The 19,774-nt window shown below is 69.8% G+C and carries 14 protein-coding genes; 10 read left to right on the plus strand and 4 right to left on the minus strand.

Annotation, left to right across the window (positions count from 1 at the left end; translation table 11 throughout):
• Positions 1–337 precede the first annotated feature (337 nt).
• Both ACWCRB_RS41865 and ACWCRB_RS41870 read right to left on the minus strand, forming a co-directional pair.
• Entirely contained in the window at positions 338–706 is a 369-nt protein-coding gene (locus ACWCRB_RS41865) for a DUF3500 domain-containing protein (RefSeq protein ID WP_451001080.1), read from the minus strand.
• A 616-nt stretch (positions 707–1,322) separates the two neighbouring features.
• Positions 1,323–1,979, minus strand: coding sequence for a TetR/AcrR family transcriptional regulator (locus tag ACWCRB_RS41870; RefSeq protein ID WP_451001081.1), 657 nt, complete (start codon positions 1,977–1,979; stop codon positions 1,323–1,325).
• 110 nt (positions 1,980–2,089) lie between these two features.
• Between ACWCRB_RS41870 and ACWCRB_RS41875 the strand changes: the two genes are divergently transcribed.
• The gene (locus tag ACWCRB_RS41875; RefSeq protein ID WP_451001082.1) at positions 2,090–3,001 is read left to right on the plus strand and encodes an oxygenase MpaB family protein; all 912 of its coding nucleotides are present in this window, start codon (positions 2,090–2,092) and stop codon (positions 2,999–3,001) included.
• A gap of 17 nt (positions 3,002–3,018) precedes the next feature.
• Positions 3,019–4,437 carry an aldehyde dehydrogenase family protein gene (locus ACWCRB_RS41880; protein WP_451001083.1) on the plus strand — a complete coding sequence of 473 codons (1,419 nt, stop codon included), beginning with the start codon at positions 3,019–3,021 and terminating at the stop codon, positions 4,435–4,437.
• 77 nt (positions 4,438–4,514) lie between these two features.
• Here ACWCRB_RS41880 and ACWCRB_RS41885 read toward each other — a convergent pair whose 3' ends face one another.
• Positions 4,515–4,736: a hypothetical protein gene (locus ACWCRB_RS41885; protein ID WP_451001084.1), complete on the minus strand. Its 222-nt coding sequence runs from the start codon at positions 4,734–4,736 to the stop codon at positions 4,515–4,517.
• Positions 4,733–6,904: an alpha-galactosidase gene (locus tag ACWCRB_RS41890; RefSeq protein ID WP_451001085.1), complete on the minus strand. Its 2,172-nt coding sequence runs from the start codon at positions 6,902–6,904 to the stop codon at positions 4,733–4,735. Before ACWCRB_RS41890 ends, ACWCRB_RS41885 begins: the two co-directional genes overlap by 4 nt.
• A 162-nt stretch (positions 6,905–7,066) precedes the next feature.
• Between ACWCRB_RS41890 and ACWCRB_RS41895 the strand changes: the two genes are divergently transcribed.
• From ACWCRB_RS41895 to ACWCRB_RS41930, 8 genes are all read left to right on the plus strand, one after another.
• On the plus strand, positions 7,067–8,140 hold the full coding sequence (locus ACWCRB_RS41895; protein WP_451001086.1) for a LacI family DNA-binding transcriptional regulator: 1,074 nt from the start codon (positions 7,067–7,069) through the stop codon (positions 8,138–8,140).
• A gap of 123 nt (positions 8,141–8,263) precedes the next feature.
• Positions 8,264–9,358: a LacI family DNA-binding transcriptional regulator gene (locus ACWCRB_RS41900; protein WP_451001087.1), complete on the plus strand. Its 1,095-nt coding sequence runs from the start codon at positions 8,264–8,266 to the stop codon at positions 9,356–9,358.
• 178 nt (positions 9,359–9,536) lie between these two features.
• On the plus strand, positions 9,537–10,925 hold the full coding sequence (locus ACWCRB_RS41905; RefSeq protein WP_451001088.1) for an ABC transporter substrate-binding protein: 1,389 nt from the start codon (positions 9,537–9,539) through the stop codon (positions 10,923–10,925).
• A complete protein-coding gene (locus tag ACWCRB_RS41910) occupies positions 10,925–11,911 on the plus strand; it encodes a carbohydrate ABC transporter permease (protein ID WP_451001089.1) in 987 nt (328 codons plus the stop codon). The genes ACWCRB_RS41905 and ACWCRB_RS41910 overlap by 1 nt, the downstream gene beginning before the upstream one ends.
• A complete protein-coding gene (locus tag ACWCRB_RS41915; protein WP_451001090.1) occupies positions 11,908–12,795 on the plus strand; it encodes a carbohydrate ABC transporter permease in 888 nt (295 codons plus the stop codon). Before ACWCRB_RS41910 ends, ACWCRB_RS41915 begins: the two co-directional genes overlap by 4 nt.
• 20 nt (positions 12,796–12,815) lie before the next feature.
• Positions 12,816–14,807, plus strand: a complete 1,992-nt coding sequence (locus ACWCRB_RS41920; protein WP_451001091.1) for a hypothetical protein — start codon at positions 12,816–12,818, stop codon at positions 14,805–14,807.
• A gap of 130 nt (positions 14,808–14,937) precedes the next feature.
• On the plus strand, positions 14,938–17,013 hold the full coding sequence (locus ACWCRB_RS41925; protein WP_451001092.1) for a beta-galactosidase: 2,076 nt from the start codon (positions 14,938–14,940) through the stop codon (positions 17,011–17,013).
• A gap of 117 nt (positions 17,014–17,130) precedes the next feature.
• Positions 17,131–19,674, plus strand: a complete 2,544-nt coding sequence (locus ACWCRB_RS41930) for an RICIN domain-containing protein (RefSeq protein WP_451001093.1) — start codon at positions 17,131–17,133, stop codon at positions 19,672–19,674.
• Positions 19,675–19,774 lie beyond the last annotated feature (100 nt).

Raw genomic sequence — 19,774 nt, forward strand, 5'->3', positions numbered from 1 at the left:
CTCATCAAGAGCGGACGTACCGAGGACGAGGCGGCCTCCCGTCTGGTGGCCGCACTGCGCGGCGCCCTCATCGGCTGGTCCACGGCACCGGACCGCAGGGACGAATGAGATCGGCACCGCTGTTTGTTCAGAACGCCTGGAGCAGGAAGCCGGCCTGCTCTCGACCCCATGGCTACCCGAAGGAGCCGCTGGCCGAAGACCTGGCCCGGCGTTGACGCAGTCAGCGGAGCCTCCGGCACACCGGCTACGAGGTCGCCCGGGAGCGCGTCAAGCGCCGAGGCCGCAGCGTTCGCCCGGCGCGACGTCAGCCGATGCCGGCCCGTTCCTGTCGCTCCGCTCAGCCACGGGCGCTTCCAGAGCGGCGCTCGTACGGCTGCGGCCAAGTGTCCGCACCGCACAACCGCTGATCGACGTCCGCCTCGTCGGCGGACGCCGCCTCGCCCCGCTGTACGCGCTCAGCGAGGATGACCTCCTTCACCGGTGTGTCCAGGACGGCGGCGGCCGGCTGTGTGGAGTTCAGCGGTTGAAGGACCGTGTACGCCTTGTCCGTCTCACCCACCAGCGGTTCGACGGTCGCACCGGACCTGGTGCAGTACGCCGGTTGCGCTCCCCACAGGGTCGGGCCAAGCGTCATGGTGTCGCCGGACAGCGTGATGTCGGCGGCCAGGTGGTGGCCCCCGTACTGGGTGGCTCTTCTCTGCCGCACGCCGGCACAGCCGTGGGATCGTCGAGGATCCGCTCGCGGCCTGCCTGAACGGCCCCGTGGAGCGTGGCGACGGCACCGAGGACGCCGACGGAGACGATGAACCCCACCCCCGGGATTTCGGTGCGGCGTCCGGTGAGGCGGGCGTCGATGCCGGGGTCAGCCACGGCGCCCAGTCGGCGAGATAGCCGCCGAGGATGGCCTCACCGGCGTCGGCGGCGCTGGCGACGGCCAGAAGTGCGGCGCCCAGTGCATGGCCGGCGCCGTCGAGGGCCGCGATCGCGCGAGGATCTCCGGCCCGCAGGCGTCGGTCCAGTTCGGTTCGGGCGGTGGCGGTGGCGGTGGCGGTGCCCTGGCCCGGGATCGGCGGATCCATTCCGGCGGCGGCGGTCAGGGCGTGGAGGCCGAGGTGGGTGGGTCGCCAAGGTGACCGGCTACAAGAAGTAGCCCGCCAGGATCAGTCCTCCACCCCAGGACGCCCACGACGGCGCCGAGCCTTCCGCAGCAGCCGGGCTCGACGCCCCGGTGTCGCCACATCCACCTGGCCGTCAAGAGACATGCACCTTGATCGACGGACGTATCGGCTCGCGTCAGTGGTGAGGTTCGAGCCCTCGCCGGCCTACTCCGGTCCTGCCATGCGGTGAACGTCGGCCGAGACCGCATCCTCAGTGGAGGAGATGTCGTCGAGCAGGCGATCCACGTCGACTCCAAGCAACCGCAGGACGGCTTGGACCTGCGTGACGACGTCGATCTCGGGCCGGAAGAACGACTGGAGCTCGAGGCCGTCGATCACCCCGATCACCATGAGCGCGGCCGTCGCGGGGTCGATGCCGTCCGGCAGCCGTCCGGCGTCCTCGACCTCGGTGAACGCCCGCACACCGGTCTGCCCCAGATTGCGGTACCGGTCCCGGAAGAACTCGTGAGCGAGGTGGTCCGGGGCCGTGGCCTCGGCCGACAGGCGGATGTAGAGCTCCCGCAGACCGGACACCCGCCGGTTCTCCCAGAGCCCGGAGAGCATCAGACGAAAGCCCGCGTCGGCGTCGAGCTCCTCGTAGGACTGTCCGCCCGGCCGGTCGCGGCGGCGGAGCAGTTCGAGGAGGAGTTCGTCCTTGCTGCCGATGTGGTGCACCAGCGCGGTCGGGCTCAGTCCGACGATCGAGGCGAGCTCCCGGATCGTCACCGCGTCCCAGCCTCGTTGGGTGATGAGCTCGAGCGCGGCATCGAGCACTTCCTCTCGCTTCGCCGCCCCCTTCGCGTACTTCCGGCCCGGTGGCATGGCCACACCCTAACCCTTGCCCCAGAAAATAGAACACCGTACTGTTTTTGGCAGCGGGGTCCTCCGGACCGTCGCAGCGTTGACTTCCGTGGCAGATCGAGAGGGCGGACATGGGACGGCGTACACGCCAGGAGGACGACCGGTACCGCAGGGTCCGGGAGATCGAGACGCTCGATCCCGAGACCGATCACCAGCGGATCGTGGACCTGTTCCGCCAGGACTTCGGTTCCCTGCTGGCGATCCAGATAATCACCGGCAACATGATCACCTTCGCCGCGCCGACCATGTCGAAGGTCCACGAGGTCGCACGCGAGGTGGAGCGCAACACGGAGAAGCGGAGCATCGACACCGCCCTGTTCCACCACGTCGTCCACCAGCACGGCTTCGGACCGGGGCCGGCACGCGTGGCCGGCAAGAAGGTCAACGAGATGCACCGCCGCTACGACATCGTGCAGGAGGACTTCATCGCCGTCGCGGCGGACAACACGCTCACCCCGGTCCGTATCGCCGACAAGTTCGGCTGGCGGAGGGTCACCGACAAGGAACGCGAGGCGTTCCGCATCCAGCAGAGCAAGGAGGCGCGCCTCTTCGGCTCGCACAAGCCGCTGCCGGACTCGCTCGTCGAGGTCGAGGAGTTCTACGAGAAGTACCTCGACGACAACGTGTACTACTACCCCTACAACGAGCAGGTCGCGAAGGCCTTCCTCGCCTGGATGCCCTCTCTCATGCCCCCGGTGATCGGGCGGGTGATCGTCTGGCTCCTGGTCGCGCAGGTGGACCCGCGCCAGCTCAGGGCGTGCGGCCTCAAGCTCCCGGGCAAGGTACGGATGGCGCTGTCGAACGCCATGATGAAGCGGATGGGCTCCAAGCCGCTCCCGGACCCGCAGCCGGGCGAGGAGCACCCGCTGGAGGGGCTGGCCAAGCGCGTGTACCCGAACGGCTGGGACGTCCACAGCCTCGGCCCCGACAAGTACCACGCGAATCCGCACGCCGGGCACCCTGCGATCGCCGCCGATTCCTAGGCCCTGTGGTTCACATCATGCCGACACCCGTACTGCAGCACGCCGGCATCGCGGCGACCGTCGCCGATGCGCGGGAGTACTTCCGGACCGGCGCCACACGTGACCTCGCGTGGCGCTCCGGCCAACTCGCCGCGCTCGCCGCCCTGTTGACGGAGAACCGTCCCGCCATCGAACAAGCCCTGTGGCAGGACCTGCACAAGAACGCGACGGAAGCCCAGCTCACCGAGATCGGAGGCGTGCTCTCGGACATCGCGCACACGCGACGCCATCTCCGGCGCTGGGTCCGGCCCCGGCGGGCACGACTCCCCCTGGGCCTGGCGCCGGCGAGCGCCCGGCTGGTCACCGAACCGCTCGGGGTCGTCCTGATCATCGCCCCGTGGAACTACCCCGTGCAGCTTCTCCTCGCGCCTCTGGTCGGCGCGATCGCCGCCGGCAACGCCGTCGTGCTGAAGCCGAGCGAACTCGCCCCACGCGTCTCGTCGACGGTCGCCGAACTCGTTGCGAAATATCTCGATCCGCGCGCGGTACGGGTCGTGGAGGGCCGAGTCGGCGAGACGACGGAGCTGCTGAGCCAGCGGTTCGACCACATCTTCTACACGGGCAACGGACAGGTCGCCAAAATCGTCCTGCGGGCCGCGGCGGAGCAACTGACGCCGGTGACGCTTGAGTTGGGCGGCAAGAGCCCCGTGTGGTTCGACGACGACGCCCACCTCGCCCAGGTCGCGCGGCGTCTCGCCTGGGGCAAGTTCACCAACGCGGGCCAGACCTGCATCGCCCCGGACTACATCCTGACCACTCCCGACCGGGTCGCACCGCTGACGGAGGCGATCGCCGCCTCCGTGACCGAGATGTGGGGTGAGGACGCCGCGCAGAGCCCCGACTACGGCCGGATCGTCAACGAGCGTCACCACGCCCGTCTCGTGGGCTACCTCGCCGACGGCACCGTCGCGTTCGGCGGCCGGCACGACGCGGCGACCCGCTACCTCGCCCCCACGATCCTGCATCTCGACGGACCGAGCACGGCCGGAGAGGGCCCCGCGGTCATGGAGGAGGAGATCTTCGGTCCCATCCTGCCCATCGTGCCGGTCGCTTCACCGCGTGCCGCTGTCGACCACATCGCGGCGCGTGAGAAACCGTTGGCGCTGTACGTCTTCACCGCGTCGGCGGCGACCCGGGAGCTCTTCGTGGCTGGGACGTCGTCAGGAGGCGTCGGCCTGGACGTCGCCCTCCTCCAGGCCGGCGCCCCGAGCCTCCCCTTCGGCGGCGTCGGCGCCAGCGGCATGGGCGCCTACCACGGCGAGTACTCCGTCACCACCTTCAGCCACCGCAAGCCGGTGCTGCGCAAAGGGTTCGCATTGGACGCGCTGCGCTTCGTACAGCCTCCCTTCACGCCGGCGAAACGCCGGATCGCCGCGAGGAGCGCCGGAGCGTCGTAGCGCAGCACGGCTACGCGGTCAGCAGCAGCGAGTGGGACGAGGGCCTGACCGCGGTCTCCGTGCCGGTCACCAGCCGCTCAGGCGCGGTCATCGCCTCCCTCTAGCTCAGCGGCCCCGGCCAGCGTTTCCCGTACGAGGCGGTCGAGCGATTCGCCACCGACCTCGCGGAAGCGGCCGCGCTCATCTCGTCCCAGGGCTTCAGCCATCCACTCGGCCGGGCCGCTGACCTGCTGCCCGCAGACCTCACACATCGCCTCGTACACCTCTGCGACCGGGTCGACGGACGCCCGCCTCGTCACACTTGGCGACCCTCTGCCGGTGGCACCGTGCTGAGGCGGAGAAGCACGGCGGTGTTCGGGCGGGGCAGGGAGACGGTGAGCTGTCCCTCGGCGGCGTCCCAGGCCGCGGTGGCGTCGGAGGTGGCGGGGTAGAGCAGCGTGGGATGCAGGTGGGCGCCGCGCAGGTGCGAGATCGTGACGGTGCGGGTGCTTTCGTCGGCTCCGTGCCGGTCTCTTGGGCACGGGACTCCCCCTCGCTCACCGGCGGCCGGCTCCCGTCGCCACAGTGCGAGCCAGCTGGCGGCATGGCCTCGCAGGCCCGAGGCGATCCAGGTGTCCTCCCACGAGGGAAGTCCGAGCGGCCAGAACGGCAGGCTGTCGGGGATCTCCGAGCGGACGGTCTTGTAGACGGAGACGGCCGAGCGGACGAGTTCGTACTGCTCCGGGTTCATGCGGTCGAGGAACCCGGACAGGTGGATGCGGCCCGGCAGCGCGCCCGTGAGGGTGAAGGCGATCTCGTCAAGGCTGAAGTGCGGCTGGGGGTAGGCCCACACAGCGGCTTGCTCGGGGGTCGCCGCGGTGGCGGCCGCCGCGGCGATGGGCGGATAGCGCAGGGGGTCCTGCTGGTCGCTGGTGGACTGCACCTGGACGACCGCGAGTTGCGCGTAGTCCATGCGCAGCCCGCCCGACGCGCAGTTCTCCAGGACCAGGCCGGGGTGCCGGTCGAGGAGGGAGCCGAGCCAGTCGATGTGCGCGCGGTGGTGCCCCAACAGGCCGGCGCCCGCGCATTCGGCGCCGTTCTCGGTCCCGGGACCGATGTTGATGTTGTAGTCGAGCTTCAGATAGCCCACCCCCCAGTCGCCCACGAGCCGGTCGACGACCTGGTCGAGGTGGGCGCGGGCGACGGGGTGGCGCAGGTCCAGGTGGTGGCGGCCGTGCTCGGTGACGCGGACTCCACCCCGGCGGAAGAACGCTTCGGGCGGCAGGGTGTCGGCCAGGGGGCTGCGGACGCCGACCACTTCGGGCTCCAGCCAGAGTCCGGGGGTCATTCCGTGCTCCCTGATGGCGTTCAGGACCTTCTGGATGCCGCCAGGAAAGCGACGGTCGGAGGCGTCCCAGGCGCCGACGGCGTCCCACCAGCCCTGGGCGTCGTCGTCGTACCAGCCGGCGTCGATCACGAAGACCTCGGCGCCCGCGGATCCCGCCGCTTCGATGAGCGGCATGAGCTTGTCGGTGGTGGGGTCGCCCATCAGGGTGTTCATGTAGTCGTTGTAGATCACCGGGAGTGCCGTGTGGTCCGGGTGGCTGCGGCGCATGCGGCGGCGGTAGGCGGTGAGTTCGCCGAACGCGGCGTCCAGGCCGCCGGTCGCGGCCCCGACAAGAACGGCCGGGACGGTGGTGAACTCCTGACCGGGCTCCAAGGTCTGGTGCCACTGGTGATGGGCGTCGTCGGGTCCGAACAGAGCGAGGTAGGCGGCGCCTTCCCGTTCGCCGGTCTCGTAGCGCCAGCCCGCGCTGGACTCGATCTGCCAGAGCCAGGCGCGCCCTGTCCGGTCGGTGAGCGCGGCGATCGGCAGGTGGCGTCCCGTCGACCAGCTCCCCTGTGAGTACCGCTCGAAGCAGCCGCGTCCTTCGTGGCCGTGGGCGGACCGGTTCAGGGCGACGACGTGGTCACGGAAGGCGGTCTGCCGCCAACGGCACTCGGCGAGCCAGTCGTTGTCCGCCCAGTGGAGGGTCAGTCCGTCCAGAGCACCCCTGGCGTCCACGATGCCGCCGAGGGCCAGCGTCGACACGCTCTCCAACTGAACCGGGGTGCTCCCCTCATTGACCAGGCGTACCTGCGAGCGGAGGAAGCCGGTGTCAGGGCAGGTCCGCAGGGTGATGTCGGCGGCGAGGCAGGTCACCGGGTCCGCCAGCCTGATGGTTGTGCACTGCCAGTCCCCGTCCCGGGCCGTCTCGTGGCCGCGACAGGTCAGGCGGTCGCCGATCGCGGTGTCGATGAAACGCTCCCCCGACCAGGTACGGCCGTGGCCGGTGGCCGTGACCTCGACCAGGGGCAGCAGGGAGTTCCAGTCCTGGCCCGGCGCTCCCAGCCTGACCGACCCGGCGGAGTCCGTGATGGCGTGCAGCCCGAGGACGTCATGGGACCAGAGAAGAGATCTCTCGGCTGCCTCGACAGCAGTAGTCAACGCGGTTCCCCTTGCTGTGGTGTACGGCCCTTCGCAGGCCGTCTGTCGGCCGCCGTCCGGTGCGGCACCGGACGGCCCGTGCCGCACCCCCGGTGTGATCGCCGCGTAAATCCCCGGTTTCCATCTCTTGACGGCAGTGTTGTGACCGGTCACAATCCTGGCATGAATGTGACCGGTCACACAAGCTCCGGCCACCACCGGGGCCCCGGCCAGGAACCGCGGAAGGCCGCCAGTATTCGCGACGTCGCCCAGGCGGCGGGCGTCTCCTACCAGACCGTTTCGAGGGTCCTCAATGGCCACCCGAATGTCCGCGAGGAGACGCGCAACCGGGTCGAGGCGGCCATCGAATCGCTGGGGTTCCGGCGCAACGCCACCGCGTTCGCACTGGCCAGCGGCGTGACCCGGTCCGTCACCGTGCTGACGTCGAACACGACCCTCTACGGCTATGCGGCCACCCTGCAGGGCCTGGAGGAAACGGCCTCCGCCGCGGGCTACTCACTCGGAGTGAAGGTGCTGACGCCCGAGGACGACCTGGACCGCACGATCTCCTCGGCCGCAGCCGGCGGCGGAGGCCTGATGGTCATCGGCTTCGACCGGCTCGGCGCGTCGGCTCTGCGCCGGGTCCCGGCGGACGTGCCGTGCGCCGCGGTCGTCGAAGCGCCCCCACACGGCCGGAGACCTCCCCGCCCGGCCGTGTGGGCCGACGACCGCGAGGCGGCCCGCGCCGCCACCGCGTACCTGCTTCAGCTCGGACACCGGACCGTTCACTACGTCGCGATCCCGACGTCAGTGGGCACCCGGCGCTCCGAAGGGCCGCGCGCCCAGGGCTGGCGCAAGGCTCTGGAGGAGGCAGGCATCACCCCACCCGAACCCCACGGCGGCAAGGGCTGGGACGCTCAGGCCGGCTACGACGAGGGAGAGCAACTCGCCCGTGACCCGGGCGTCACGGCGATCCTGTGCGGCAACGACGAGCTGGCGCTGGGCGTACTGCGCGCCCTGCATCACGCCGGGCGGTCCGTGCCCGGAGACGTCAGCGTCATCGGTTTCGACGACGCCCCGCACGCGGGGTTCGTCACACCGGCCCTGAGCACGGTCCGCATGGACTTCCAGGGACTGGGCCGCGACGCCTTCGCGCTCCTGCGCGGCCAGTTGGAAAGCGACTACGAACCTCCCGCGCGGACCTTCGCCGGTACCGACCTTGTCATCCGCGAGAGCTCGGGGGTCACGGACGTATGACACCAACAGCACGGCCGACCGCCCGCTCCCCCGGCAATCACCCACCTTCACCGCACGCCACTGCCAACGACCGCGCCCGCCCGACCGGTTGCCTCGAAGTTCCGCACGGGTCTTGCTCCCACAGTGGTCCGTGCCTACGCTCGCGACGCTCAATCGATACGCATCGACGATGACGAGAGGAGATGCCAGCTCATGTTCACCAGCAAGGATGTGGCCCGCCTCGCCGGCGTTTCGCAGAGCACCGTCTCCTACGTCATGACGGGTAAGCGCCCGATCTCGGAGGAGACCCGCAAGCGGGTCCAGGCCGCGATCGACCTGCTGTCCTTCCAGCCGAACGCGGGGGCACAGGCGCTGGCCAGCCGTCGTACGCGGGTCATCGCACTGGCGGTGCCGGTCGGCGGGGACCTGGGCAACACAGGTGTCGTACCGTTCCTGGAAACGATCACCCAGTGCGCCCGTGAGGCCGACCACGACGTGCTCCTGGTGACCGCGGACGAGGGCGCCTCGGGGCTGACCCGGCTCGACGGCCGGTCGCTGTGCGACGCGATCGTGATGATGGTCGTCGCGGCCCGCGACGAGCGGATCCCGGTGATCCCCTCGCTGCGGGTGCCGGTGGTCCTGATCGGCATCCCCGACGACCCCTCCGGCCTGCACTGCGTGGACATCGACTTCACGCAGGCCGGCCGGCTCGCGGTGCAGGAGTTGGCCGCCACGGGCCACCGGCGCATCGTGGTGATCGGGCACCCGCCGCACACCATCGCCCGTGGCAACAGCTTCGTGGGCCAGTTCCAGCGCGGCGTCGACGAGGCGGCAGCCGCCGCCGGCATCCGCACCGGACTCGTCCAACTGCCGGAATCCACCCCGTCGGGCGCCCGCATCGTGGTGGACAGGGCACTGAGCGGCACCGAGCCGGCCGACGGCCTGATCGTGCCGCACACCTCGGCCATCCCGCATGTGCTGGGAGCCCTGCTCCAGCGCGGGATGATGCCCGGTCGCGACATCTCGGTCGTCGGGCACTGCACCGACTCGGCGGCCCAGGAGATGGAGCCGGCGGTCACCAACGTCTCCCACGCTCCCCGCGAAATCTCCCGTCGCGCGATGCGCACCCTGTTCGCCTTACTGGATGACGAGGGCGGCAACCCGCCGCCGTACGGCGTCGAGTTGGTCCCGTCCCGGCTGACCCGCCGCGCGACGACCGTCACCACTCTCCGCCCCTGATCTGCGGGCCGACCGCTCCAGCAGACAAACCCACCGCACGTGTACGACATGACACCGGTCGTCGATACGCATCGACGAGGCGTCGACCCCACGCTCGTCGGGCGTCGCGGCCTGCGCCCGCACGCGCATCCGGATCACCAGAACATCCGCATTTGCACTGAAGGTAAAGGAGCCAGCAGTGTCCGACCACGACAGCGGAACCTCTTCTCGCCCCGCCGGACAGACGTCCGCTTCGGCAGGACGCAGGCGGCGGTACTTGGCCGCGATCGCCCTCACCATGGCCACCGCGCTCACGGGTGCCGCCTGCAGCTCCTCGGGAACGTCGTCCGACAGCGCGAAGGGGCCGGTCACGCTCACGTTCTGGGTGAAGACACCCTTCCCCGACAGCAAGGTCCTGCTCGACCTGTGGAAGAAGCAGCACCCCGACATCACCGTCAAGATGGAGATCGTCTCGGCCAGCGGGAACACCATCCCGCAGGCCAAGCTGCTGCTCGACGTCAAGGCGGACCGGGCGCCCGACATAGCGGCCTTCGACACCCAGTACCTGCCGCAGTTCGTCACCACCGGGTCGGTGCTCGACCTGAAGACCGTCAGCGGCGGCGACGCCTCCGCGCTCGCCTCCCACTACGAGGCGTGGGCGTGGAGCACGGTCCAGGTCGGTGACGGGCTGTACGGGCTGCCGATCGACTCGGGCCCGCTGTCCCTGTACTACCGCAAGGACCTGTTCGAGAAGTACGGCCTGCCGGTGCCGACCACGATGGACGAGTACGTGCGGTCCTCGATCGCCCTGCACAAGAAGGACCCCAGCGTCTACATGGGGAACCTGCCCACCAACGACGCCTCGCCGTTCAACGCGCTGGCCTGGGCCGCCGGATCCAGGCCGTTCAAGGTGGAGGGCAAGAGCTGGGTGGTGGACATCGCCAACCCCGCGGCGCTGAAGGTCGCGAACACCATGCAGAAGCTCCTCGACGAGAAGGCCGTCCTGACGCTGCCGCAGTTCTCCAGCCAGTGGGGGCAGGACCTCAACACGGGCAAGGTCGCCTCCTGGATCAGCGCCGCCTGGGCGCCCGGACCGCTGGAGTCGGTCGCGCCGAAGACCAAAGGCAAGTGGGCCGTCGCCGCCCTGCCGCAGTGGACGCCGGGCACCGCGGCCAGCGGCAGCTGGGGCGGATCCTCCGCGGTCGTCTTCAAGTCGACCGAACACCCCAAGGAGGCCCTGGAGTTCGCCAAGTTCATCACCACCAACCAGCAGGTGTGGTCGGACTACTGGATCCCCAAGATCACCATCTACCCAACGAACCTGAAGGCGCAGAAGAGCGAGGCGCTCAGCAAGCCGTCCAGCTTCTTTGGGGGACAGAAGATATACGACACGATCGCCGCCTCGAACCACAGCGTCGCGCGTGACTTCAACTACGGGCCGGTGGCGAACGAGTGGTTCACCACCGAGCAGAACTACCTCAGCCAAGCGGTGAACGGGAAGATGACGCTGGCCGAGGCGCTCGAGGCGACGCAGAAGTCGGTCGTGGCCTACATGCGCAAGCAGGGCCTGAGCGTCCAGGAGCCCTGATGACGACGACCCTCGACAGTGCTCCTCGCGTCCGCGGGCGCGAGGAGCCGATGCGGAGCCGCCGGCCGCGGCTCCGCCAGGACCGCAGGCGCCGCGTGGCCGCCTACGGTTTCCTGGCACCGTTCATGCTGCTCTTCGCCGGCCTGTTCTTCTTCCCGATCGGCTACGCCCTCTACACGAGTCTGTACCGGCAGACCTTCGACGGCCTCGGCTTCGGTGGCTCCGAGCTCAAGTTCGTGGGCCTGAGCAGCTACGTCACCGTCTTCACCACCCCGGACTTCTACAACGGCGTCTTCCGGTTGCTGGAGTTCGGCCTCGTCGTGGTCCCGCTGATCCTGGGTGTGGCGATCATGCTGGCGCTGATGCTCGACTCCCGGCTGGCGTTCATGAAGCGGCTGTTCCGGGCCGCGTTCGTCCTTCCGTACACCGTGCCGGGCGTGATCGCGGCCCTGCTGTGGGGCTTTCTCTACCAGCCGGGGCTGAGCCCGATCACCTCGGCGACGGAGTCCCTGGGGCTGGGCTCGGTGGACCTCGTGGGCTCCGGTCTGGTCCTCGGCTCGATCGGCAACATCATGGTCTGGGCCGGGGTCGGCTTCAACATGCTGATCATCTTCGCGGCCCTGCAGTCGATCCCCGCCGGCATCGTCGAGGCGGCGCGGGTCGACGGGGCCGGCGAGATCAGGATCGCGTTGCGGATCAAGCTGCCGATCGTCATGCCGGCCGTCGTGATGACGGGCCTGTTCACCATCATCGGCACGCTGCAGCTCTTCAACGAGCCGGTCATCCTGTCGAAGATCTCGAACGCCATCAGCAGCAACTACACGCCGAACATGATGGCTTACAACGCCGCCTACGGAAACAACGACGAGCCCCTGTCGGCCGCGATCTCGGTGTCCCTGGCGCTGATCGCCTTCGTGATGTCGTTCGGGTTCCTCCGTCTGACGGCCCGTGCGTCCGGTCTGTCCGCCCCCAAGGAGACGAAATGAGCGTCGTGAGCCGGGCAGCGTCCCCGGCCCGCTCGAAGTGGATGCTCGGACGCATCCCTCTCGGCCTGGTGATGGTGCTCTTCGCGCTGTACTTCTTCATCCCGGTGTGGTGGCTGCTCGTGGCCGCCACCAAGGACGCGGGCACGCTGTACTCGAGCTTCAGCCTCTGGTTCGCCGGGCCCGGCCGGGTCATGGACAACCTGCGGCTGACGTTCAGCTACGAGAACGGCATCTACCTGCGGTGGCTCGCCAACAGCGTCGGCTACTCGGTGATCGGCGGGGCCGTCTCCACGATCCTGGCCGCCGCGGCGGGCTACGCGTTCGCCAAGTTCGAGTTCCGGGGCCGCGGTTTCCTCTTCACCCTGGTCCTGGGCGGGGTCCTGGTCCCCCAGGCGGCCCTGGTCATGCCCCTGTTCCTGATGATGAGCGCGGCCCATCTGACGGACACCTACTGGGCCGTGCTGCTGCCCTCGTTCGTCAACCCGTTCGGGGTGTACCTGGCCCGTATCTATGTGCAGTCCATGGTCCCGGACGACCTGCTCAACGCGGCGAGGATCGACGGGGCCAGCGAGCTCAGGACCTTCCGGTCGATGGTCCTGCCCACCCTGGCGCCGGGGCTGGTGACCATCTTCTTCTTCCAGGCGGTCGCCATCTGGAACAACTTCTTCCTCTCCCTGGTCATGCTCAAGAGCAGCTCGCTGTATCCCGTGACGCTGGGGCTGGACATCCTCAACGGGGAGATCCGCACCGTGGGCGCCTCTCCGGACCTGATCAGCATCGTCATGATGGGCTCGCTGCTCTCCATCGTGCCGCTCGCGGCCGGCTTCTTCGCCCTGCAGAAGTACTGGCGCCCCACCCTCGTCGGCACGGGGTTCAACGGATGACCGGGCCCGAAGGAGCAGCGATGACCAGGCAGTTCGCATTCGGCGGCGGCCGGGTGGTACTCGGCGCGGACGCTTCGCCGGTGGCCTTCCAGCACGCCTCGGACCCGGACCGGCTGTACCTGCTCGACGAGGTGACGGACACCTGGCACGGGCCGGACCACGCCTGGGGCACCGGATTCGCGATCACCTCGCGCGGCTCCGGTCGCTGGCAGGCACCGTACGAGACCGACTGGCGGGCCGACGGCGCGACCGCGCGCCACCGGCCGCTCGACGGCCTGGAGTTGGAAGTCCGGCGCCAGGTCGCCGAGGCCCGCTACACCGAGACCTACGTCTGGACGAACACCGGCGACGAGCCGTTGCGGATCACCGGGCTCGGGGTGAACGTGCCGGTCAGGGATGTGTACGACGGTGCGGCGGGCGCGCTCGCGCGGAGCTGTCACGCGCACGTCTTCACCGGCGGGGCGTGGTCGTGGGTGCTGGCCGAGCCGATGGCCGGCACTCCCCCGCTGCTCGGCGCGATCGTCCGGTCGGGCGAGTTGTGGGCGTACTCGGTCGAGTCGCGCAACTCCCGGACCTGGTCCGACATCCGCGGTCACCTCGTCGTCCACCCCACCGACCACGCCCGCAGTCCCGAGTCGTTCGGCGGCCAGCCCGTCCTGGACCTCGCCCCCGGGGAGGAGTACGTCCTCGCCTGGGAGCTCGGCTGGTACGACGACCGGGAGGCGTTCCTCGCCGCCACCGACGCGCCTGCCGAACTGCCGTCCCTGACCGCGCCGGTGGGCGCGGCCCTGGGCGTACGCCTCGCCGAGGGCGCGGTGCTCGCGTCCGGGCCCGGCGACGCCCTCACGTCGTCCCGGCACGGCGTCCACCACATCGACGTCGAGCGGGACGGCCGCCGGAGCAGGACGGCCGTAGCCTTCCTCGCCCCGGTGCGTGAGCTGGTCGAGGCGCGGACGGCCCGTATCCTCCGCGAGCACCGCCCGCACGAGCGTCCGGAGCCGGAGCGGTACGCGTTCGTGCCGGTGGACACCCGCACCGGCCTGACCCAGACCGAGAACGGTTGGCAGGACTGGACGGACGGGGCGGAGCGCATCGGCATGGCCGTGCTGCTCCAGCAGGCCCGGCTGCGCGGCTGGGGCGGTGCGGACGGGGTCGACGCGCTCGACGAGGCCCTCCAGGGCTTCGCGCGCTTCGCCCGTGAGTGCCTGATCGATCCCGACGGTTCGGTCCGCCGGGGCAGCCGGTTCACCGAGCAGGTTCGGCTCTACAACACCCCGTGGCTGGCGCACTTCTTCCACGACCAGTTCGTGCTGTACGGCGACCCGGCCGACCTCGATCTCGCGGCCCGGGTCCTTGAAGGGGCGTATTCCCTCGGGGTCCGCGACCATCTGCTCATCGGGCAGCCCGAGGCGATGGCCGCGGTGATCGCCACGCTCGACGAGCAGGGCGACACGGCGCGGGCGAAGCGCCTGCGGGAGTCACTGATCGAGCACGCGCACGGGTTCGCCGCCCGGGGCACCGCGCTGCCCCGGCACGAGGTGAGCTACGAGCAGTCGATGGTCGCGCCGCTGGTCAGCCTGCTCGCGACGGCGTACGACGTGGCGCCCGACGACCGGCTGCTGACGGCGCTGGAGCCGACGGTGCGGTGGCTGCACGTCTTCGGCGGGCCGCAGCCGCACGTCCGGCTACGTGACATCGCCATCCGGCACTGGGACGGGTACTGGTTCGGCATCGAGCGCCTGTGGGGCGACACGTTCCCGCACTACTGGAGCGTGCTCACGGCGATCGCGCTCCGGCAGCTGCCCGAGGCCCTGCGGGACGAGGACTCCGAGCGGGTCGCCGACGCGATCTTCGCGGCCAACCTCGTCGACTTCGGCCCCGACGGCGAGGCGACCTGCGCCTTCCTGATGCCCAGCTGCGTGGACGGGCGTCCCGCGCACCGACCGGACCCGCTCGCGAACGACCAGGACTGGGCTCTCGCCCTGCTGCTGCGATCGGCCGACGGGCGCTGAAGCGACCCGCCCAGCCCCGCCCAGCCCCGCCCAGCCCCGCAGCCCAGAGCCGCCCCGTCCCGCCCCCGAGCCGTCCCGAACTCTCCCGATCCTCCCCGGACTTCGGTCCGACCCATCCGAAGGAGCCTCCGTGTCCCGTCCCGACCCCGCCGACGAACGTCTCGCGGGCCTGCGGCAACGGCTGCAGGGCCTGGCCTATGGCGGCGACTACAACCCCGAGCAGTGGCCGGCCGCCACCTGGCGGGAGGACGTCCGGCTGATGCGCGAGGCCGGGGTCAACCTGGTCACCGTGGGTGTCTTCTCCTGGGGTCTGCTCGAACCCCGGCCCGGCGTCTACGAGTTCGGCTGGCTGGACGAGGTGATGGACCTGCTGGCCGAGGCGGGCGTGGGCGTCGACCTGGCCACGCCCACCGTCGCACCGCCCTCCTGGCTCGCCCACGAGCATCCCGAGACGCTGCCCGTGGACGGCGAGGGCCGCCGGATCGCCTTCGGTTCCCGCTGCCACTACTGCCAGTCCTCGCCGGTCTTCCGGCACTACTCGGCACGGATCACCGAACGGCTGGCCGAGCGTTACGCCGGCCATCCCGCGCTGGCCATGTGGCACATCGGCAACGAGTACATCGGCTTCGGCTGCCACTGCCCGGTCTCCGTCGCGCACTTCCGCCGCTGGCTCGCGGACCGCCACGGCACGATCGACGCGCTCAACGACGCCTGGGGAACGGCCTTCTGGGGCCAGCGCTACGACTCCTTCGACCACGTCGGCACCCCCGCCGCCCGCTCCCGGACGGTGTCGGGCCCCAACCCCGGCCAGCTGCTGGACTTCGCCCGCTTCTGTGACGCGGCGGCCCTGGAGTGCTACACCGCCGAACGCGACATCGTCCGCCGCCACACCCCCCAACTCCCCGTCACCACCAACTTCATGGGGTCCTTCAAGCACCTCGACTACTGGCGCTGGGCCGCCGAGGAGGACGTGGTCTCCCTCGACATCTACACGGGCCCGCAGGATCCGGAGGGGCCGCTGCTCGCCGGCTACAACTTCGACCTCATGCGATCGCTGCGCGGCGGCAGGCCCTGGCTGATGCTGGAGTCCGCCACCGGCCGCAACCTCACCGACGGCCGCAACCACGCCCGTCCCGCAGGGCAGTTGAGGCCACGGTCGCTGCAGGCGGTGGCCCGGGGCGCGGACTCGGTGATGTTCTTCCAGTGGCGGGCCTCCCGGGCCGGCGCCGAGCGCTACCACTCGGCCATGGTCCCGCACGGCGGCACCCGCACCCGCACCTGGCGCGAGGTGACCGCGCTCGGCCGGGACGTGGCACGCCTCTCCGACCTGAGCGGGGGCGTCTGCGACCAGGCCGAGGTGGCCGTGGTGTGGGACTGGGAGAGCTGGTGGGCCTTGGAGGGCCCCGACCACCCCTCCAACGACCTGCGGTTCACGGATCGTCTGGTCGACCACTACCGCCCGCTGTGGAACGCCAACGTCGCGATCGACTTCGTCCGCCCGGACAGCGACGTGAGCGCCTACCGCCTGGTGATCGTGCCCAACCTCTACCTGGTGGACGACACCGGCGCCGACAACCTCACCGGGTACGTGCGCGGGGGCGGTCACCTGCTGATGTCGTACTTCTCGGGCATCGTCGACGAGTACGACCGGGTACGGCCCGGCGGGCACCCCGGCGCCTTCCGCGACCTGCTCGGCATCTACATCGACGAGTTCGCGCCGATGCGGCCCGGCGAGATCTGCGGGCTGCGCCACGCCGGCCACAACGGCACCGCCACCGACTGGCAGGACGTCATCGACCTGGCCGGCGCCGAGGCCCTGGCCGTCTACGCCGACGGCGAGCTGAAGGGCCTCCCGGCCGCCACCCGGCACCGCTTCGGCACCGGCACCGCCACCTACCTGGGCACCTCGCCCGACCGGGAGACCCTGCGCCGCCTCGTCCTGGACTGCGTCACCGGCGCCGGAGTCACGCCCGTCCTGAACACCCCCGAGGGCGTCGAAGCCGTCCGCCGCAGGGCCGCCGACGGCACCGAGCACCTCTTCCTGCTCAACCACACCGCCGACGAGGTGACCATCGACCTCGCCACCGGTCCGGACCGGTCCGTCGACCTGCTGGACGGCGACGCCCCGGAACCCGTGACCGGCCCCCTGCGCCTGCCGCCGTACGGTGCGGCGGTCTTGCGCGACGTCCCCCCGAACCACCTGTGAGAGCCGACTAGAACACAAGGAAGGACAAGGGACACCATGAGGAGATCCCCGACCGCCGGCAGGCGGCACACCCGCGGAAACCTGATACGCCACGTCGCATACGGACTCGTGGCTGGCATGCTCATGATCAGCGGAATCCTGTTCCCCGGCGTCAGCCACGCGGCCAACGCCCAGCTGGGCGTCGACCTGTCGCAGAGCACCGGAGACATCGCGCACGGCGCGTCGGGCTTCCTCTACGGCATGGGCAACGCCGGTGTCACGACCGACAACGTGCTCCAGCCGCTGCACCCCCAGCAGGCCGCGCAGAAACCGCAGGGCGGACTGCAGCACCCCAGCGGCGACGCGTTCGACGTGGCTCCGCAGTACGTGCAGAGCGGCACCAAGGAAATCCAGATCTACATGCAGGACATCTACCGGTACTGGCCCTACGAGGAGGCGGGCCTGACCGACTACCTGAGCAAGATCGACGACATGGTCGCCAAGGTGAAGGCCGACCCGAACCACGGCAAGTACGTGTACGCCCCGTTCAACGAGCCGGACTGGATCTGGTACGACGGCATGTTCACGGACTCGGCCGCGAAGCAGCAGTTCTTCGCCGACTGGAAGACGGTCTACCAGCACATCCGCGCGCTCGACCCCACGACCAAGATCGCCGGCCCGGGCTTCAGCGTCTACAACAACCAGGCCATGTCCGACTTCATGACCTACGCCAAGGCCAACAACGTCGTCCCGGACGTCGTCACCTGGCACGAGCTCCAGAACAACTTCTTCACCGACTACTACAACCACTACGACCACTACCGCGGCGTCGAGACGCAGCTCGGCATCGCCAAGCTCCCGATCGTCATCAACGAGTACACCCGCTCCACGGGCGACCTCGGCATCCCGGGCCAGCTCATCCAGTGGATCACCCGGCTCGAGAACACCAAGGTGAGCGGCGACCTGGCGTACTGGGTCACCGAGGGCACCCTCAACGGTCTGACGACCCGCAACAACGAGGCGACCGGCGCCTGGTGGCTCTACAACTGGTACGGCGAGATGACCGGGAAGACGGTCGCCGTCACACCGCCGACCCAGAACGGCTCGCTCCAGGGCGTGGCCACCCTCGACTCCGCCAAGAAGCAGGCGCGGGTCGTCTTCGGCGGCACCTCGGGCGGCACGGACGTCGTCGTCAGCGGCTTCGGCTCCGCCACCTACCTCGGCAACACCGTGCACGCCGTCATCCAGGGCACGGACAGCACCGGCACGGAAGACGCGTCGGGCCGCCCCTACGTGGTGCAGGAGGGCGACTACCCCGTAACGAACGGTCAGATCACCGTCAGCATCCCGAACATGTCCGCCACCTCCGCCTACCAGATGATCATCACGCCCGCCACGAGCACCTCCTCGGCCGACGTCCCGACCCGGTACGAGGCCGAGTACGCGAACCTCACCGGCAGTGCGCGGGTGACGTACGGCTCGGGCACCGGCTACTCCGGGACGTACTTCGTCGACGGCTACGCCGGCTCCGGCACCGCGAGCACCAACTTCGTCGTCTCCGCGCCCAGCAACGGCTACTACGACGTGACGCTCCGCTACGCGGCCGGACCGCACAGCGGCGCCCCCGCCAACAGAAGCACCCGCGTCACGGTGAACGGGTCCAGGCTGACCGACCTCGCCCTCACCGGCACGGCGAACTGGAACACCTGGGGTACCAAGACGGTCACGATGTTCCTCACCCAGGGCATCGACAGGATCAACTACGGCGCCTACACCGGCGACGACAGTGACAACATCGCCGTCGACTCGATCGACGTGACCACGTCGACGTCCGGCACCACCGCGAGCTACGAGGCGGAAGCCGCGGGCAACACCCTCGGCGGGGCCGCGGTCACCGCGTCCGACTCCGCGGCATCCGGCGGCCAGTACGTCCACTGGCTCGGCAACGGCGCGGCCAACACCCTTCAGTTCAACGGCGTCACGGCCCAGTCCGCGGGCCTGCACCGCCTGGTCGTGACCTACGCCAACGGCGACAACCGGGGTGACGGCGGCAACGACTACAACATCATCAACCGTTACGCGGACATCACCGTGAACGGCGGCAGCCCGCAGCGCGTGTACTTCCGCAACACCCGCGGCTGGTCCAACTACTGGACCACGACGGTCGACGTGACGCTGAACGCCGGCACGAACACCATCAAGTTCGGCAACAGCGCGGCCTACGCGCCCAACATCGACAGGATCCAGGTCGCACCGGCCGTCAGCGCCGGGGGCACGTCGTACATCAAGCTGGCGAACCGGTCGACCGGGCTGTACGTCGACGGAGGCGGACGCACGACCAGCGGCTCCGCCGTCGGGCAGTGGCCGCTGGGATCGACCACGAACCAGGAGTGGTCGATCGTTCCCGACGGCAACTGGATCCGCCTGAAAAACCACGCCACCGGACTGTTCCTGGACGGCCTGGGAGCCACAGCCAACGGATCCACCATCGGCCAGTCCACCGACAGCAGCGCCACCTCCCAGGACTGGATGGAGGTGACAGCCGGCTCGTACATCCGCCTCAAGAACCGGGCGACGGGACTGTATGCCGACGGCATGAACCGAACCTCCAGCGGGTCCGACCTCGGCCAGTGGAGTGCCAGCACCAGCAGCAACCAACAGTTCCGCATCGTCCCGCAGTAGCGGTCGCACTAATCGATCGACGGGTTCGGCGCCGGGACTTGCTCCCGGCTCGCCTACTACTGGTTCATCCAGCGGCACCGGACGGGTGTGCTCGCCGGAC

Source organism: Streptomyces sp. NPDC002156, assembly GCF_053593675.1.

Bases quoted from the DNA above. Each gene is read 5' to 3' on its own strand.
- ACWCRB_RS41870 (WP_451001081.1), bottom strand. From the start codon at position 1,979: ATGCCACCGGGCCGGAAGTACGCGAAGGGGGCGGCGAAGCGAGAGGAA.
- ACWCRB_RS41915 (WP_451001090.1), top strand. From the start codon at position 11,908: ATGAGCGTCGTGAGCCGGGCAGCGTCCCCGGCCCGCTCGAAGTGGATG.
- ACWCRB_RS41930 (WP_451001093.1), top strand. From the start codon at position 17,131: ATGCTCATGATCAGCGGAATCCTGTTCCCCGGCGTCAGCCACGCGGCC.
- ACWCRB_RS41895 (WP_451001086.1), top strand. From the start codon at position 7,067: ATGAATGTGACCGGTCACACAAGCTCCGGCCACCACCGGGGCCCCGGC.
- ACWCRB_RS41920 (WP_451001091.1), top strand. From the start codon at position 12,816: ATGACCAGGCAGTTCGCATTCGGCGGCGGCCGGGTGGTACTCGGCGCG.
- ACWCRB_RS41910 (WP_451001089.1), top strand. From the start codon at position 10,925: ATGACGACGACCCTCGACAGTGCTCCTCGCGTCCGCGGGCGCGAGGAG.
- ACWCRB_RS41880 (WP_451001083.1), top strand. From the start codon at position 3,019: ATGCCGACACCCGTACTGCAGCACGCCGGCATCGCGGCGACCGTCGCC.
- ACWCRB_RS41875 (WP_451001082.1), top strand. From the start codon at position 2,090: ATGGGACGGCGTACACGCCAGGAGGACGACCGGTACCGCAGGGTCCGG.